The sequence below is a fragment of the Erwinia amylovora genome (assembly GCF_017161565.1).
Classification (GTDB): domain Bacteria; phylum Pseudomonadota; class Gammaproteobacteria; order Enterobacterales; family Enterobacteriaceae; genus Erwinia; species Erwinia amylovora.
Genome location: NZ_CP066796.1, coordinates 3760863 through 3779343 on the forward strand (window position 1 = coordinate 3760863; position 18481 = coordinate 3779343).

Consider the following 18481-nt stretch of genomic DNA (forward strand, 5'->3'; position numbering starts at 1 on the left):
CAGCGCAAAGAACCTTTCCTGATATTTCCAACATCTTAATTTTAAAGAATAGCGATATTATTAACTGAAATAAGGTTTTTAATCGTAGCTATACACCAAAGGAGCTGGAGTTATGATCGCAATAACAAGGGAAAATGCTGAACAGGTATCACAACTTTCCGCATCAAGCCTCAACCCCGAAGCTTCGCGCAGCAAAAACGAAACGTCACCACTGATCGCTCGAATCAAATCGGCCAAAAAAAGTGATGGGTATTTGTTTAAACAAGGCGGCGTTAGCTCCCGCACGATCGCGGGCCGTCGGCTCCTGAATACGCTGAAAAGGGCGCTGCGTTGGAGTGCTGATGAAGCCGACAACGAAGACATTGAGCTGTCAGCGGTGATTTATGCAGGTGAAAAGCTTTATCAGCAAGCGGAAGATCTGCGCGATGCCCGCGGCGAAATGAACCAGCAGCAGATTCTGCCCTTATCACTTAAGAGTAAAACGGCTTGCGTCATGGGCGCTGCGATTATGCTGGCCGGTGCCGGGCTGTGGCGGCGGCAGTATAGCCACAGCAGGTATAACCCGGCTTCCACTGCCATGGCTAATACATCTGAAACGGCAGATTTGTTCAGCACCCCGTTTAATGGCGAAATAAAGGCTGCCAGGCATGTCAGGCGACATCTGGCTCTTCCACAGCCGGTCAGTACAGTATTACCTGGTTCAGGGGTGAGCCAAAAGAAGCTGTTTGATTTTGCATGTCAAAAAGAGCGTGAAGCGTTAAGTTTCTCCGACGTTCTGCGCAACATAGCCAAAACATTACACAGCCCAATAAAAATGGCGGGAGAAGAGTGGCAGATTGTCTACGACTATGAATATCTTAAAAAAGGGTGCCCGAAAACGTCGGAGAAAACATTTCTCCTTAATATCATGCATTATATTGACACCATTTCCAGCACCGTACTGCATTCATTTCCTGGTTTTGTTCCTCTGACGATATTGCAAAACCTTGTCCCCCCTGTCCTGGAATCCATTGCAGACAGGCTGGAGGGTAAAGCAATGGATTTCAACCTGATTATTGAAATCAACAGTGAATTCTTATCCGTATCCCAAATGCTTTCCGCATCGCTCGACCTGCATAGTGTCAGGCTGCTCAGTAAAGAACATCAAGGCCCCCTTAAAGATATTATCCCTGATAAGCTGAACATCAAAAATGGGGGGGTATTTGTTGAGGTAAACGGCGGAGAATTCAAAATGAACAGGGATTCAGACGGAGTCAGCGTTTACAATTTAGAACAAAAGTCTTTGCTACTAAAAAAACAATATATCTCCTATTCTCGTGATAATAAGTCATGGGTTAATGGAAGAAAAACCATTGTTATGAGCCCAGATAAAACAGGCAGGGAATCTGTATTTGAAGCAGGGCGAAGGCTGCTAACCTATGCAAGAAATGAATTAATTAAAATTGATAAAGAGATTTCATCCGTGGACTTTGTCACCAGAATTCTTGCCAAATCGGGGTTAGCGGAAGAGAAAAACATGAATTTATTTCTCAGTAGCGCCACAGATTTATCTTCATGCCTGAAGAATATGGAAAACACAATCAATGTTGCGGAATTGAACCAATTACTCAAAGTAAAGACAGGGCAGGTCATTGTTTTTATCGAGGATGCAGGGAAAAATTCGCCGCTAAAACACACTATGCTGGCAATGGGCAACGGGTTATTTAGCGGAGTCAACAATGAAATTCTGGCTGCCGAGTTTGTACATGATGGCATTACCCTGACGGCCGAACAGTTGGGAAACTTTGAAGATGGTGTTCTCATCAGCAGCGAGGGGAAAAAATTCAAAGTTTACGCCGGATCCATAAAAGATACCAAGTTACCCTTTGATAAAAGCTATAAAGAATCCGTATTGCAGCTGGAAAAAGACGATTACAGCGCAGGCGGCGCTCATGCCATAGGCGTTGTGTTATCCAGAACGGGAGATATACCTCCCGAACTGGTAACAGTCATGCGTGAAGACATTCTTAATAAAGGCCCCATACGTAGTTATATCACGGCAGAGAAGTTGTGGTTAAAAAGTGAGGAGATCGATGAAAACACCCCACCAGGCGGAATCATTTTCCTGACTCGTCAGCCCACAGGAAGTTACGAGGGTGGAATATTTGCATTGCGCCTGAACAATGACGAATATTTCATCCCTGAACTTTTCGAACCTTCATTGAAAATAAGCGGACAACACACCATATATAAATCTAGCGATCTTAAAAACCAAATAAAGGAAAGAAATCTGTGGGCAAAGTCTGTCTCTTTCAATCTGAAAAACACCCGAATTCAGGCTTTACTGGGAAAGGACGCCAGATTTTATTCATTCGGTGCATTTCTGCGCGTCCGGGCGCACGGCGGCCCGAGGAATATTAACTATAAGTCTCCTTCTGAGATTGTCAGCATTATAAAAGGCCTTGCTAAGTTTAAAGGCATCGATCTCGATAAGATCAATTCTATCGAAATTGAATCCTGTTTCGGAGCTACCGGCTTTCCTTCCAGCGGAAGGATAATTTCAGCCAGCATGGGAAAACGGGTCGTAGCCTGGCGCGGCAAATACCGTACAACTTATGATGCAGAACCTGAGGCCAGAGTCATTTATGACCCCACCCCCTTAAGCGATCTTGAAAGTGTCTCTGCAGAAGTCACTGACAGAAACATCAATTTTATCAATAAAGTCAGAGGAATATATCACTACCTGGTAAATACGGTTAAAGAGTCTTCTGCCCCTGCACCGCCAAGAACAAAACGAAATTCCCGATACTTTAACCTTTTCTTAATCGAAATCGGTAGATTAGTTTTAGGTAAATTGGATATCGATACCTTTATTAAAAATAATGAATTATTCTATGGTCAACATGATAGTTATAGCACAATTATTCGCGAACTGTTATTGTCATATTCTGTGAAAGATGACCTGGCATTCTTCGAACTCTGTATGGAGGTGTTATATATCAGCCCGGAAGCCACCGATTACCTGGATGCCTATCTGAGCAAACCTCTTGACGAAGAATATTACTCTCTGGCAATGCAATCTTCGCCCGCGGTAGTGAGCAGGAGTGAAACAGGATTCAATAAAATTGTTACACTACCGGCATTAATGGATATCGCGTATAACCTCGGCATATCTACCGAAAACATGTACCTTTCGCCGAAAAGTTGGAATGAATTTGGCTTTCAGGGCGATATTTTTCTTAACAAGAAAGGAAACAAATTCTTCGAATACAGAAAAGAAGGACACCCCTCAACCCATTTCTGGCATTACCCAGATGATGCCAGCGACAATGAGAACTGGCTGTACGCAGGTCGCCACCCGGGAACAATGGAACAGCCCAAACACTGGTATGAGTACGGTAAAGCCGGCTCGATATATTATGACGTGAATTATGGCTATCTGATCCTCAAAACGGATGGCAGACCTTCAGATCATCAATGGTATTTTCCACCGGCAGGTCAGTCTGGTCAGCGTTGGGAATTTGTCACCAGGCAAGCCGGCACGTTTACCACGCCGCTGGCCTGGAATGATAAAGGCGCTGCGGGCAACGTCTATTACTCTGAGGAAAACGAATCATTCTATGTATTGAAAAAAATGGGCAGCCCAACCGACCATGGCTGGCGTTACCCCACTGAAAAAAAAGATGATGAGAACTGGATCTACGCCGGGAAAAATCTGGGAACCCTGGATTCTCCGAAACAATGGCAAGAATATGGAAAAGCAGGTTCGGTGTATTTTCAGGTCGGATGGGGATATATGAGCCTTGTCACTGAGGGCAGTCCATCGGAAAACTACTGGGTTTACCCGAACGCCGGTAATTCCAACGCCTTCTGGTCGTTCATATGTTATGAGGTCGGTTCCTTCAAATCACCCAAACTGCCGGAGGTTGAAGGCACCTCTGGAGAAGTTTATTACTCGGTCGACAATCAGGCGTTTTACATCCTGAGAAAAGATGGCAAGCCAGCGCGACAAGGCTGGTCCTTCCCTGCCGGTAAAACGGATGACGGGAACTGGATCTACGCCGGGGAAAACCCCGGAACACCCGACTTACCTAAAGCCTGGACCGAGTACGGAAAACCCGGCTCGTTATATTATCATCCCGGCTATGGCTATTTCAGCCTGAAAACTGAAGGACGGCCGTCTGACAATAACTGGCCATTTCCTGAGGGAGGTAATTCCAGTCAGCGCTGGAAACTGATCTCCTGGGAACGAGGCTCCTTTAACGCTCCCAAATCACATAACGATCCAGGCAGCGCTGGGGATGTCTATTATTCTGATGAAAATCAAACGTTTTATATCCTGAAAGCTAACGGTAATCCCTCCCTTTACGGCTGGTTTTTTCCCTCCAATGAGCAGGATAACGAGAACTGGATCTACGCCGGAAGACACAAAGGAACCCTCGACTCCCCTAAAACCTGGGATGAGTACGGAAGAGCGGGGTCGCTATACCTCCAGCCGGGGTACGGCTATTTAGCCCTCAACACCGAAGGCCGGCCATCATCAAGTCATTGGCAATTTCCGGATGGTGGTAAGTCCAACAGACACTGGAAATTCGTCTCCTGGGATGTGGGGACCTTCGACACCCCAAAAAAACAGAATGTGCAAGGCAAGACGGGAGAAGTCTATTTTAGCGACGAAAGCGCATCGTTTTATATCTTAAAAAACAATAAAATGCCTTTGACTAAAAACTGGCACTTCCCTGCCGCTAACATGGATAATAAGAACTGGTTCTACGCCGGGAAAAACAGGGGCACCCTCGACTCGCCTAAACTGTGGAGTGAATATGGCAAAGCTGGTTCGGTTTACTACGATCCTCAACTTGGCTACTTTACCCTGAAAAGCGAAGGCCGACCGCCAGACGAAAAATGGCTTTTCCCTCCTATAGGTACGTCCAACCAGCGATGGCAATTTATCTCACGGGAGGCGGGTACTTTCAACGCGCCTAAAAGGCCGACGGCGGAAGGTGTGGCTGGCGAGCTTTATTATTCTGACGAACACCAGCTGTTTTATCTTTTGCGCAATGCGGGTAATCCTTCGCGCAACGGTTGGGATTTCCCTCCCGGTAGGGCAGACAACGAGAACTGGATTTGCGCCGGGCAAAACAGAGGCACCCCGGAATCACCTAAAGCCTGGAATGAATATGGAAAAGTGGGATCGGTATATTATCACGCCGGATATGGCTATCTGACCCTGAAAACCTCAGGCAGACCTTCACAGCAACTCTGGTCATTCCCGCAAAATGGCACGTCTAACTCGCACTGGAACGTCATATCCTGGATCATGGGTTCGTTCAAAAACCCTAAAAACTATAATGTTAAGGGTACGGTTGGAGAGGTCTATTATGACGACAAAAATCAGTATCTTTATATACTTAAAAGCGAAGGGACTCCTGCGGACAACGGCTGGCAATTCCCTTCCGGTAAAGCGGATAACGCCAACTGGTTGTACAGCGGGGAACACCATGGAACCCTGGAGTCGCCTAAAGCATGGCATGAGTATGGCAAGACGGGATCGGTTTATCATTCCTTTAAATACGGTTATTTGATCCTGCAAACTGAAGGCAGGCCTTCAGATAAGAAATGGTATTACCCGCCTGAAGGTCAGTCCGACTATCGCTGGAAATTTATCTCCTGGGAAGCAGGCTCCTTTACCGCGCCAAAACGCCTGACCGATGAAGGTATAGCGGACGAAGTCTATTACTCTGACGAAGATAGATCGTTTTATATCCTGAGGAAATCGGGTAACCCGGCGAACCGTGGCTGGCATCTCCCGGTAGATGAATCTGATGATGCTAACTGGGTCTACGCCGGAAAAAACAACGGAACCCTGCACTCACCTAAAGAGTGGGAGGAGTACGGAAAAACAGGCTCGGTGTACTATCAGACCGGGCATGGCTTTTTAATCCTCAAAACGGCGGGCAGGCCGGCCGACAATCAGTGGTCTTTCCCGGCACGTGGTAATTCCAATCGTCACTGGAAATTCATCTCCTTTAAAGCGGGTGCCTACACGGCCCCCAAACAGCCAAACGAAGCAGGCGTAGTCGGCGAGGTGTATTATTGTTCCGATAATCGTTTGTTTTACATTTTAAGAAAAGAAGGAACACCATCGCTTAACGGCTGGCGTTTTCCTGATGGCAAGATGGATAACTGGAACTGGCTTTACGGCGGATTAAACATGGGGACAAAGGCTAATCCCAAAATCTGGGAGGAATACGGAAAAGTGGGTTCAGTATATTATAAAGCCGGATATGGGCACCACATCCTGCAAACCGAAGGTAACCCGTCAACCCATAAATGGTATTTTCCACCGCAAGGCGAGTCAAATGCCCACTGGCAAGCGACTAATTGATGGTGAACTAAAGCGACGCTGATCGCGGACCAGGGGGCAATAACCTCAGCCCGACAAGAGAAAATCCGGTTTGATATAGACGCAATTGCCCCCCTCACCGCCGCTTAAATCTCTATCTGTGTTCCCAATTCAATCACCCGATTAGGCGGGATTTCAAACTGATCGGGCGCGCGCAGAGCGTTCTTTTGCAGCATCAGGAACAGCTTGCCGCGCAGTCGCAGATACCACGGCCGCTTGCCAAGGATCAGCGATTCGTGCGACATAAAGAACGAGGTTTCCGTCATGCGGCAACTCAAACCTTCCAGACCACAGCGGTGGAAGATTTCTTCCACATTCGGCGTTTCACGCCAGCCGTAGCTCGCCACCACGCGCCAGAAGGTGGGCGACAGCTGCTCAATAGTCACGCGTTTCACATTATGCACATAGGGGGCATCTTCCGTGCGCAGCGTCAGCAGCACCACGCGCTCGTGCAACACCTTGTTATGTTTGAGGTTGTGCAACATAGCAAAGGGGATGACGTTGAGGGCGCGCGACATATAGACGGCGGTGCCCGGCACGCGCACCGGCGGCGATTTCTCCAGTGACGCGATCATCGCTTCCAGAGAATTTCCGTGTTCATGTATACGGCGCAGCAGGCGGAAACGCTCGCTTTTCCAGGTGGTCATGACGATAAACATGACCAGTGCTAACGTCAGCGGCAGCCAGCCGCCGGAGAACAGTTTCACCACGTTGGCCGACAACAGCGAGATATCGATGCACAGCATACCGACCAATAACACCATTACCAGATAGCGATTCCAGTGCCAGTTCTGAATCGCCACCGTGCTGCACAGAATGGCCGTTAATACCATAGTCCCGGTCACGGCGATGCCGTAAGCGGCCGCCAGATTGCTGGAGTGTTCAAAGCCAAGGATCACCAGCACCACCGCGATAAACAGCAGCCAGTTGATCACCGGGATATAAATTTGTCCTGATTCCTGTTCCGAGGTGTAAACGATGCGCATCGGCGGCAGATAACCCAGGCGCACCGCCTGACGGGTGAGGGAGAAGACGCCGGAAATCACCGCCTGTGAGGCAATCACCGTGGCCAGCGCAGCCAGGATCAGCATCGGGATTAGCGCCCAATCCGGAGCCAACAGGAAAAAGGGATTTTTTATCGCTTCCGGGTGTTTCAGCAGCAGCGCCCCCTGGCCAAAATAGTTCAGCACCAGCGAAGGCAGTACCACAACAAACCACGCCAGGCGGATAGGAAACTTGCCGAAGTGGCCCATATCGGCATACAGCGCTTCAACGCCGGTAATCGCCAGTACCACGGCGCCCAGCGCAAAGAAAGAGACGGTTTTATATTCCATGAAAAAGTGCACCGCCCAGTAAGGATTCAGGGCGTGTAAAACCTGAGGATTATCAGCAATACCGCGCGCGCCAAGCGCCGCCAACACAATAAACCACAGCAGCATCACCGGGGCAAACAGCTTGCCAACCATGCCGGTACCGTGTTTCTGAATGACAAACAGCAGGGTCAGTACCGCGATAGCCATCGGCACAATATAGCGATCGAGCGAAGGGGCAATCACTTCCAGCCCTTCCATCGCCGAGAGCACCGATACCGCCGGGGTGATCACCACCTCACCATAGAAGAAACTGCCGCCAATCAGGCCCATGATCACCAGAATTGCCGTCGAACGCGATCCGGTATATCGCCCCGCCAGTGACATCAGCGTCAGGATCCCGCCTTCACCGGCATTGTCGGCGCGCATCACGTAACTGATATACTTTAACGAGACGGTGAGGATCAGCAGCCAGAAAATCAGCGATAAAAAGCCAAATACGGCATCGTGCTCTACACCAAAACCAAACTGCCCGGAAAGACATTCGCGCAGAGTGTAAAGCGGGCTGGTGCCAATATCACCATATACCACGCCAATGGCAGCCAGCATGACGGCTCCCAGGGATTGCTTCTTCTCAGAACTCATAGATTTGTCTTTTGTTGCGGTGGACTTACGCGGGATTGCGCACGGTTCAGCAGTCCGTCAAAACGCGCACAGTATGCACGATCCATCATCAATACCCACCGTTAATTACCTGAAAAATGACGCCGTTAGTGGTCGTGTCACCCTTTGATAATAAAAAAGCTGACTACTATCAACTCTTTCAAGCATCATAGCCAGTCGTGTTTGCGCTCGCCAGCCAACGATGCTGGCCTGACCGTAGAAAAGGATGAACGTTGATTATGGCCCCATCTCAATTACTGGCAGAACGCATCTCCCGCCTGAGCAATGCGTTGGAAAAAGGACTTTACGAGCGCCATCATGCGATCCGCCTTTGCCTGCTGGCCGCGCTGTGCGGTGAAAGTGTGTTTTTACTTGGCCCGCCGGGTATCGCTAAAAGCCTGATCGCCCGACGGCTGAAGTTTGCTTTCCAACATGCCCGCGCCTTTGAATATCTGATGACGCGCTTTTCCACCCCGGAAGAGGTATTTGGCCCCCTTTCCATTCAGGCGCTGAAAGACGAAGGCCGCTACCAGCGCCTGACGAAAGGCTATCTGCCCGATGCAGAAATCGTCTTCCTTGATGAAATCTGGAAGGCCGGGCCGGCCATTCTGAACACGCTGCTAACCGCGATTAACGAGCGGCGTTTTCGTAACGGTGACAGCGAAAAGACAATTCCGATGCGCCTGCTGGTGACCGCTTCAAACGAACTGCCGGAGGCCGACAGCGGGCTGGAAGCGCTGTATGACCGCATGTTAATCCGCCTGTGGCTGGACAACGTGCATGAAAAGCAGAATTTCCGCAGTTTGCTCACCCACCAGCAGGATGAAAATCAAAATCCGGTGGCTGAATCGCTGTGCATCAGCGACGAGGAGTATCAGCAGTGGCAGCTGGGTATCAGTAAGGTCAGCCTGCCGGACGATGTTTTCGAGCTTATCTTCATGCTGCGCGAACGGCTGGAAGGCCAGCCGGAAGCCCCATATATCTCCGATCGACGCTGGAAAAAGGCCATTCATCTGTTACAGGCAAGCGCCTTCTACAGCGGCCGTATTGCGATTGCCCCTATCGACCTGATCCTGCTGAAAGACTGCCTGTGGCATAACACAGGTTCAATGACGCTGCTTGAGCATGAGCTGGATAGCCTGATTACCCAGCATGCCTGGCAACAGCAGCCCATGCTGTTCCAACTGCAACAAATCAATACGCGCCGCCTGGCATTGCAGCAGCAGCAAAGTCGCGAACAGGCCATTCGCCTGGAGAAACACGGCGGCATGTTTAGCCGCAAGCCACACTACGATTTGCCCACCGCGCTCACCGCCGGGTCACTCACGCTGATGTTGCAAAAACCGCTAACCTTGCATGATATGCGGGTAACGCATATCACCCTGCCCCGCGAGGCGCTGGACCGCTGGCTGCAAAAAGGCGGTGAGGTACGCGGCAAGCTCAACGGCATAGGTTTTGCACAAATTCTTGACCTGCACGTCGACGACAGTGACTGCCTGACGCTGCGTGACGTCAGCCTGCAGGCTTCGCGTCTGATGTTGCCCGGCAAAGCGCAGCAGGGGCTGCCCGACGAGATCTCACTGGCGCTGGCTGAACTGGATACCCAGCTGTGCGCACAGCGCACCCTGTTCAGCCAGCACCATCGCTGTCTGTTTATCAGCGATGACTGGCTGGCAAAAGTGGAAGAAAGCCTGCAGCAGGTCGCTGAACAGCTGAAGCAGGCACGACAGTGATTTCACTTGATACGCTAAGTCTTTTTCTGTCAATAAATGAGAACGACCTGGTGGAAGAGCTGGTTATTACCCTGCTGGCCTCGCCACAGCTGGCCATTTTCTTTGAGAAATTTCCCTCCCTCAAAACCGCTCTGACGCGCGACCTGCCACGGCGCAAGGCAGACATCCTGCAACAATTAAAGTCCACCGCCATTCCGCCGCAGCTGGCAGCGGAGTTTCAGCGATTTCAGCAGTTCCAGACGTTGAGCCTGCGCGATTTTAACGCCAGGTTAGCCGAACTGCTGGTTTGGCTTGAGCAACAACGGTCAACGTTTAACGAGAAAGCGCGAGCGCTGGTCGCCAACATCGATACCCGCCAGCTTAATAGTGCGCAGCAAATCCTGTTTTTACAGCGCTGGCGTCTGAGCCTGACGTTGCAGACCCTGACGCTTAACCAGCAGCTGCTCGATCAGCAGCGGGAAAGACTGCTGGCAGAGCTGCAACAGCGGCTGGCAGTAAGCGGCCAGCTTGCTCCGGTGCTGGCGGATGACGGCGAAGGCGCGGCGGGCAGACTGTGGGATCTGTCGCGCGGCGCGTTACAGCAAGGCGATTATCAGCTAATCGTGCAGTACGGCGAGTTCCTGGCCAGCCAGCCGGAGCTGCTGAAGCTGGCCCAACAGCTGGGACGCAGCCGCGAAGCGAAGGCGGTGCCGTCAGATGATACGCCAGCGCAAACCTGTCACCAGCGGGTGCGTGAACCGGCAAACGTGCCGGAAGAGGTCAGCGGCCTGCACCAAAGCGATGATATCCTGCGCCTGCTGCCGCCGGAGCTGGCAACGCTCGGCATCAGCGAGCTGGAGATTGAATTCTACCGGCGGCTGGTGGAGAAACGCCTGCTGACCTATCGTCTGCAAGGGGAAAGCTGGCATGACCACATCACGCAGCGCCCCGTTGTCCACCAGCATCGTGACCCGCAACAGCGCGGCCCGTTTATCGTCTGCGTTGATACCTCCGGTTCGATGGGCGGGTTTAACGAACGCTGCGCCAAAGCTTTTTGTCTTGCCCTGCTGAAAGTCGCGCTGGCGGATAATCGCCGCTGCTACGTTATGCTGTTTGCTCATCAGGCGATCGGCTATGAGCTGACCGCTGGCGACGGCATCAGTCAGGCTATTCGCTTTCTCAGCCAGCGTTTTCGTGGCGGAACCGATCTCGCCGCCTGCCTTGAGGCGGTATCAGAGAAGCTGTCTGACCCGCAGTGGCAGGATGCCGACGTGGTGGTTCTCTCCGATTTTATCGCCCAACGCCTGCCGGATGCGTTGGTAACCCGCGTACGCATTCATCAGCAACAGCAACAGCAGCGCTTCCACGCCGTTGCCATGTCCGATCATGGAAAACCCGCCATTATGCGCATCTTTGACCATATCTGGCGCTTCGATACCGGGCTGAAAAGCCGACTGCTACGCCGCTGGAAACGCTGAACACCGCTCTTTGTCACCGTGCCACAAACCTTATTTGCTATAGTGATATGAACGCGTTAGCCAATGGCAAGATGGGAGCATCATGTGACCGCACAACACCACCAGACGGGATTACCTGCGCCCACCCGCACGCTGAAGCTTAGCGGTAGCGATCCACAACAAAAACGATTGCAGCTACTGCGCTATTTTCGTCAAACCTGGGAACTGTACGAAAGCCTGTTCGACTGCCTCAGCGACGAACGCGCCTGGTATAACAAGGCGATTTCGCTGCGTCATCCACCGATCTTCTATTATGGTCATACCGCTACCTTCTTCATCAATAAATTGATGGCGGGCGGCCTTATCGATGCGCGCATTGATGACCGGATCGAAGCGACGATGGCGATCGGCGTCGATGAAATGAGCTGGGACGATCTCGATAACAGCCACTACAGCTGGCCGTCGCTGGCAGAACTGCGCGACTATCGCGGGAAGGTTCGTCATCTTATCGAGCAGTTCATTCAGCAGATGCCGTTAACGCTGCCGATCGACTGGAACAGCCCGGCTTGGGTCATTCTGATGGGGATTGAGCACGAACGTATTCATCTGGAAACCTCCAGCGTGCTGATCCGCCAGCTGCCGTTGGCATGGGTTAAAGCCCAACCTCACTGGCCTGCCTGTCCTGAAGCCCGCCACGACCGTCAGGCCGTGCCGCACAACAGCCTTGTCTCCGTAAGCGCTGGCCGCATAACCCTGGGCAAAACCGATGATACCTACGGCTGGGACAATGAGTACGGCAGCCAGGTGACCGAGGTGAAGCCATTTCAGGCCAGCCGCATGCTGGTCAGTAACGCCGAGTTTTTTGCTTTCGTTGCCGCCGGGGGCTATCAGACCCGGCGCTGGTGGGATGATGAAGGCTGGGGCTGGCGCGAGTTCGCCGGGGCGCATATGCCAACCTTCTGGGCCGGTTCATCACAGCAGCCGGAAGCATTAAGGCTGCGCCTGCTGGCGGAAGAAGTGCCGATGCCGTGGGACTGGCCGGCTGAAGTCAATCAGCTGGAGGCGGCCGCATTCTGCCGCTGGAAAGCGGAGGAGACGGGCCTTGCGGTACAGCTTCCGGCGGAAAGTGAATGGATGCGGCTGCGTGAACAGGTGGCGGGCGACCAACCGGACTGGAGTGAAGCGCCGGGCAATATTAATCTGGCCCGCTGGGCCTCTTCCTGCCCGGTAGATCGCTTTGCCCACGGGGAGTTTTACGATCTGGTTGGCAATGTCTGGCAGTGGACCACCACGCCAATCAGTGGGTTTCCCGGCTTCCGCGTCCACCCGTTATATGACGACTTCTCCACCCCGACTTTTGACGGTAAACATACCCTGATTAAGGGCGGCAGCTGGATATCAACCGGCAATGAAGCCTTGAAATCGGCACGCTATGCCTTCCGACGCCACTTCTTCCAGCATGCGGGATTCCGCTATGTGGTCTCGCAGCATCAGGGAAGCCTGCACGCCAATCCGTATGAAACGGACAGCATGGTGTCACAGTATCTCGACTTCCAGTACGGCGCTGAATACTTTGGCGTGGGAAATTATGCCAAAACGCTGGCGCAGATCGCCGGTGATATCAGCCAGCAACATTTGCGGGCGCTGGATATCGGCTGTGCTACCGGCCGTGCCAGCTTTGAACTGGCGCGTCATTTTAAGCAGGTGGTCGGAATGGACTACTCGGCGCGCTTTATCGATGTCGCCCTGCAACTCTCCCGTGGCGAAGGCTTCCGCTATGTGACTCAGGAAGAGGGCGATCTGATTGAATACCATCAGCTGCGCTTGCAGGACTACGATCTCGGCCCGGAACAGGCCAGCCGCATCCGGTTTGTACAGGGGGATGCCTGCAACCTGAAACCCCAGGCGGAAGCCTGGGATCTGGTACTGGCCGCTAACCTGATTGACCGCCTGCGCCAGCCGAAGCGCTTCCTGACGGATATTACGCCAACCATCCGCCCCGGCGGCGTGCTGATGCTTTCTTCTCCTTATACCTGGCTTGAAGCGTTCACGCCGAAGGAGAGCTGGCTGGGCGGCATGAGAGAAAATGGCGAGGCGCTATCGACTTATCAGGCACTGCAACGCCTGCTGGCCGCCGACTTTGAGGAGATCGCCCCACCTCAGGACGTGCCGTTTGTCATCCGCGAAACGGCGCGTAAATTCCAGCACAGCGTTGCCCAGCTAACCCTGTGGCGTAAACGCTGACCTGTAGCGGGCATATCACCATGCCCGCTATCATTCCCGCAATCAGATTGCCATTCCCTTCACAATCCCGCACATTAATCGCACCACAACTGAATATTCACTAATCGCGGAGCCACTATGGCAGAAAATATGCAGCCAGACAGCCTCGATCGCGGCATTCTCGTTGCCCTGATGGATAATGCCCGTACCGCCTATGCCGAGCTGGCCAAGCAGTTCAACGTCAGTCCGGGCACCATCCACGTCCGCGTGGAAAAGATGAAGCAGGCGGGCATCATCAAGGGAACGAGGGTCGAAATAGACCCAAAACAGCTTGGCTACGACGTGTGCTGCTTTATCGGCATCATCCTGAAGAGTGCCAGGGACTATCCTGCTGCGGTGGCGAAACTGGAGCAGCTTGAAGAAGTGGTGGAAGCCTGGTACACCACCGGACATTACAGCATCTTTATTAAAGTGATGTGCCGTTCGATCGACGCCCTGCAACAGGTACTGATTAACAAGATCCAGACCATCGATGAGATCCAGTCAACTGAAACCCTGATCTCGTTGCAAAACCCGATCATGCGTACGATTATCCCATGATCGGTGCATGAAATTATCCACAGCCAACCCCTCCCGTTTCTGTAAGTCGGGCACCGCGTTGCGACTGCGCCAGGTTCTGCTTAATCCGTTTACAGACAGCCTGGCGATAAACATGGCTATGATCACGATGGCCAGCAAAGCCAATGAAATTAAGAAATATCCCTACTTACCCACAGGTAGATCCCAGCCTGATCACAGCGTACAATGCCCGCCATTATCACACTGGGATCAGATTATGGCCGACATTACTTTAATCAGTGGCAGTACGCTGGGCAGCTCGGAATACGTGGCCGATCATCTGGATGAGCAGCTTTCTGAAGCCGGTCACAACACCACCACGCTCCACGGGCCGGAGCTGGCAGAACTGAAGCTGGAAGGGATCTGGATTATCGTGACCTCCACCCACGGGGCCGGTGAATTACCCGACAACATTCAGCCGCTGTTCGATGCGATTAAGGAACAGCAGCCCGACCTGAGTCAGTTGCGCTACGGCGCTGTTGGCCTCGGTAACCGCGAATACGATCTGTTCTGCGGCGCCGTCAGACAATTTGACCAGCTGCTGACCTCTCTGGGTGCGCAGCGTATCGGCGAGCGTCTGGAAATTGACGTACTTGAACATGAAATCCCGGAAGATCCCGCCGGCGAATGGCTGGAAACCTGGAAGACATTGATCTGAACAGGGAGGCGATCGGGCAGCGATCGCCTTTTCGATCCTTTGAACCTGCGTTGCCCACGCCCCCTTTTGTAAATATCGCTCTTTTTTGAGGCTTTCTCACACTTATTTCTGTGGATAACATAGCTAATTACCGGGTGAAAACCGGTTGTTATGCCAATAACAACTTGGCATCCTGGCGGAGCCTGTGCATAACATGCCATTTAGATCCCAGCTTATACGGATCGGGATCACCGGTCGTTAACAGCTAACGATCGTCTCTAATAAGTTGATCGTTATCAGTAAAAAAGGGTTATCCACAGAGATCGTCGATCCTAATAGAAGATCTAATAAAGAGATCTCTAAATAAAAAAGATCTTCTTTTTAATACACGACGATCCCGATGCTTTCCCCATCGTCTAAAGTTGAGTAGAATCCACGCCCTCAGCAACGTCCCTTAATTCGCACAAGCCGCGAGGTGCAGTACCATGTTTTATCCAGATCCTTTTGACGTCATCGTTATCGGTGGTGGTCATGCGGGGACAGAAGCCGCCATGGCCGCTGCTCGTATGGGTCAACAAACCCTGCTGTTAACCCATAATATCGATACGCTGGGACAGATGTCCTGCAACCCGGCGATTGGCGGTATCGGGAAAGGACATCTGGTTAAAGAAGTGGATGCGCTGGGCGGCCTGATGGGCCACGCAATTGACCAGGCGGGTATCCAGTTCAGGATACTAAACGCCAGCAAAGGGCCTGCCGTTCGCGCCACTCGTGCTCAGGCCGATCGCGTATTATATCGTCAGGCGGTACGCACCGCGTTGGAGAATCAACCCAACCTGATGATCTTCCAGCAGGCCGTTGAAGATCTGCTGGTTGAAAACGATCGTGTCGTTGGTGCAGTGACTCAAATGGGGCTGAAGTTTCGTGCCAAAGCCGTGGTGTTGACCGTCGGCACTTTTCTTGATGGCAAAATTCATATTGGCATGGACAACTACAGCGGCGGTCGTGCTGGCGATCCCCCCTCTATCCCGCTGTCACGCCGTCTGCGTGAACTGCCGCTACGCGTCGGTCGCCTGAAAACCGGAACGCCTCCGCGTATCGATGCCCGCACTGTCGATTTCAGCGTGCTGGCTCCACAACATGGCGATACCCCGCTACCGGTCTTCTCATTCATGGGGGACGTCAGCCAGCATCCCCGGCAGGTGCCTTGCTATATCACCTACACCAATGAGAAAACCCATCAGGTGATCCGCAATAATCTCGACCGCAGTCCGATGTATGCAGGAGTGATTGAAGGCATCGGCCCACGTTACTGCCCGTCCATCGAAGACAAGGTGATGCGCTTTGCCGATCGTAATGCGCACCAGATCTTCCTGGAACCAGAAGGGCTGACCAGCAACGAAATCTATCCTAATGGCATCTCTACCAGCCTGCCGTTCGATGTGCAAATGCAAATTGTCCGCTCCATGCACGGCATGGAAAACGCGAAAATCGTCCGCCCCGGCTACGCCATCGAATACGATTTCTTCGATCCGCGCGATCTCAAACCGACGCTGGAAAGCAAATATATTCAGGGCCTGTTCTTTGCCGGACAGATCAACGGCACCACTGGCTACGAAGAAGCCGCCGCGCAGGGACTGCTTGCCGGCCTGAATGCGGGCCGTCTCTCTGCGGACAAAGAGAGCTGGGCGCCACGGCGCGATCAGGCTTATCTCGGGGTGCTGGTGGACGATCTCTGTACCCTTGGCACCAAAGAGCCATACCGCATGTTCACCTCGCGTGCCGAATATCGTTTAATGCTACGTGAAGATAACGCCGATCTGCGCTTAACCGAAGCTGGCCGGGAGCTGGGCCTGGTCGATGATGCCCGCTGGGCGCGCTTCAATGAGAAGCTGGAAAGCATTGAACTGGAACGCCAGCGTCTGCGTGATATCTGGGTACATCCCAAATCGGAATGCGTGGCTGAGGTCAACAGTGTGATCAGCGCTGCACTGACCAAAGAGGCCAGCGGCGAAGACCTGCTGCGCCGCCCGGAAATGACCTATCAGCAGCTGATGACCCTGAAGCACTTCGCTCCGGCTTTAGCCGATGCGCAAGCGGCGGAACAGGTTGAAATCCAGGTCAAATATGAAGGCTATATCGCCCGTCAGCAGGAAGAGATCGACAGACAGCTACGCAATGAAAATACGGTGCTACCCGTCGATCTGGATTATCAGCAGGTCAGCGGACTGTCCAATGAAGCGATCGCGAAACTGAACGATCACAAACCGGGTTCAATTGGTCAGGCATCGCGTATTTCTGGCATTACGCCGGCGGCGATCTCCATTCTGCTTATTTATCTCAAAAAACAGGGCCTGTTGCGTAAAAGTGCATGATTAATCAACTTTCGGCGTTACTTAAAACGGCAGGCATCTCCCTGTCCGACGGTCAGAAACATCAGCTGATCGGCTATGTTGAGATGCTGCACAAGTGGAATAAAGCCTACAACCTGACTTCGGTGCGCGATCCACAGCAGATGCTGGTACGTCATATTCTCGACAGCATCGTGGTGGAACCGCATCTGGTCGGCGATCGCTTTATCGACGTCGGCACCGGTCCCGGGCTGCCGGGGGTGCCTTTGGCGATCGTCCGCCCGCAGGCGCACTTCACCCTGCTGGATAGCCTGGGTAAGCGCATACGCTTCCTGAAACAGGTACAGCACGAGCTTCAGCTTGCAAACATCATGCCGGTGCAGAGCAGGGTAGAAGACTTTGCGGGCGAACCGGGATTTGATGGCGTGATTAGCCGGGCATTTGCTTCACTGACTGATATGGTCAGCTGGTGCCGCCATTTACCGGCCCAACAGGGGAGATTTTACGCCTTAAAAGGCGTACTGCCCGAGGATGAAATCGCGGCATTGCCCGCAGGTTTCAGGGTAGAAAAAATCAGTCCGTTAACCGTCCCGCAGCTGGAAGGTGAGCGGCATCTGGTGATAATTGTCCCCACTAACCGATCGTAGAACCACAGATAAAGGCCCGTCAGTCTGCTGTTTATGCAGTACTTGCGGCGCCTGGTTAAGCCCCTTTTCTGCTGATTCTGGCCATTAAACGCGAATACCTTAAGGTTGATGGGGCTATCCACAAAAATCATCTGGCTGTGAAATGACTCTCAAATTCTGCTATCCGGCAGAAATTATCTGAACAGCTCTGTTACATTTAACCAGATTTTTACATCCTGTTAGCAGCCTGTTCATTTTTCTCAGGCATGTTCACCAGCTTATAATCACTTATGAAAATAAAATATGGGTAATTAACCTGGCGTGAGTCATTACTTTCCTGTGTTAAATATTTGCTACGAAAGTCAACAGAAGCTTTTTTTTAAAGGAACAAAGCATTTTCAGAGAAACAGTCATTATGCTCATGATTGTTAATGTTTTTTAGCGAATACACTATTAAAGTTTAGTTATTGCGTGGCTTATTATCGCAGTGTGATATTAC

General features: G+C 52.1%; 9 protein-coding genes. 8 read left to right on the forward strand and 1 reads right to left on the reverse strand.

What is annotated here, in order from left to right; genetic code table 11:
• Positions 1-112: 112 nt before the first annotated feature.
• On the forward strand, positions 113-6367 hold the full coding sequence (locus JGC47_RS17105; protein ID WP_004154715.1) for a hypothetical protein: 6255 nt from the start codon (positions 113-115) through the stop codon (positions 6365-6367).
• 104 nt (positions 6368-6471) lie between these two features.
• Here the strand turns inward: JGC47_RS17105 and kup are convergent, their stop codons facing one another.
• Positions 6472-8340: a low affinity potassium transporter Kup gene (gene kup / locus JGC47_RS17110; RefSeq protein WP_004154714.1), complete on the reverse strand. Its 1869-nt coding sequence runs from the start codon at positions 8338-8340 to the stop codon at positions 6472-6474.
• A gap of 257 nt (positions 8341-8597) precedes the next feature.
• Here kup and ravA point away from each other — a divergent pair, with 257 nt between their 5' ends.
• From ravA to rsmG, 7 genes are all read left to right on the forward strand, one after another.
• The gene (gene ravA, locus JGC47_RS17115) at positions 8598-10091 is read left to right on the forward strand and encodes an ATPase RavA (RefSeq protein WP_004154713.1); all 1494 of its coding nucleotides are present in this window, start codon (positions 8598-8600) and stop codon (positions 10089-10091) included.
• Positions 10088-11548 carry an ATPase RavA stimulator ViaA gene (gene viaA / locus JGC47_RS17120; protein ID WP_004154711.1) on the forward strand — a complete coding sequence of 487 codons (1461 nt, stop codon included), beginning with the start codon at positions 10088-10090 and terminating at the stop codon, positions 11546-11548. The genes ravA and viaA overlap by 4 nt, the downstream gene beginning before the upstream one ends.
• 63 nt (positions 11549-11611) lie before the next feature.
• Positions 11612-13771, forward strand: a complete 2160-nt coding sequence (gene ovoA, locus JGC47_RS17125) for a 5-histidylcysteine sulfoxide synthase (protein WP_004165056.1) — start codon at positions 11612-11614, stop codon at positions 13769-13771.
• A 117-nt stretch (positions 13772-13888) separates the two neighbouring features.
• Entirely contained in the window at positions 13889-14350 is a 462-nt protein-coding gene (gene asnC, locus JGC47_RS17130; protein WP_004154708.1) for a transcriptional regulator AsnC, read from the forward strand.
• A 235-nt stretch (positions 14351-14585) separates the two neighbouring features.
• Entirely contained in the window at positions 14586-15026 is a 441-nt protein-coding gene (gene mioC, locus JGC47_RS17135; RefSeq protein WP_013034821.1) for an FMN-binding protein MioC, read from the forward strand.
• A gap of 464 nt (positions 15027-15490) precedes the next feature.
• Positions 15491-17380 (forward strand): tRNA uridine-5-carboxymethylaminomethyl(34) synthesis enzyme MnmG, encoded by a 1890-nt coding sequence (mnmG, locus tag JGC47_RS17140; protein WP_004161261.1) that lies wholly within the window; start codon positions 15491-15493, stop codon positions 17378-17380.
• Positions 17377-18003 carry a 16S rRNA (guanine(527)-N(7))-methyltransferase RsmG gene (rsmG, locus tag JGC47_RS17145; RefSeq protein WP_004161260.1) on the forward strand — a complete coding sequence of 209 codons (627 nt, stop codon included), beginning with the start codon at positions 17377-17379 and terminating at the stop codon, positions 18001-18003. Before mnmG ends, rsmG begins: the two co-directional genes overlap by 4 nt.
• The last annotated feature ends 478 nt before the right edge of the window (positions 18004-18481 follow it).

Excerpts from the sequence above, each read along its gene's own strand:
- rsmG (WP_004161260.1), top strand. The coding sequence starts at position 17,377 with ATGATTAATCAACTTTCGGCGTTACTTAAAACGGCAGGCATCTCCCTG.
- kup (WP_004154714.1), bottom strand. The coding sequence starts at position 8,340 with ATGAGTTCTGAGAAGAAGCAATCCCTGGGAGCCGTCATGCTGGCTGCC.
- ravA (WP_004154713.1), top strand. The coding sequence starts at position 8,598 with ATGGCCCCATCTCAATTACTGGCAGAACGCATCTCCCGCCTGAGCAAT.
- asnC (WP_004154708.1), top strand. The coding sequence starts at position 13,889 with ATGGCAGAAAATATGCAGCCAGACAGCCTCGATCGCGGCATTCTCGTT.
- mnmG (WP_004161261.1), top strand. The coding sequence starts at position 15,491 with ATGTTTTATCCAGATCCTTTTGACGTCATCGTTATCGGTGGTGGTCAT.
- mioC (WP_013034821.1), top strand. The coding sequence starts at position 14,586 with ATGGCCGACATTACTTTAATCAGTGGCAGTACGCTGGGCAGCTCGGAA.
- ovoA (WP_004165056.1), top strand. The coding sequence starts at position 11,612 with ATGGCAAGATGGGAGCATCATGTGACCGCACAACACCACCAGACGGGA.
- JGC47_RS17105 (WP_004154715.1), top strand. The coding sequence starts at position 113 with ATGATCGCAATAACAAGGGAAAATGCTGAACAGGTATCACAACTTTCC.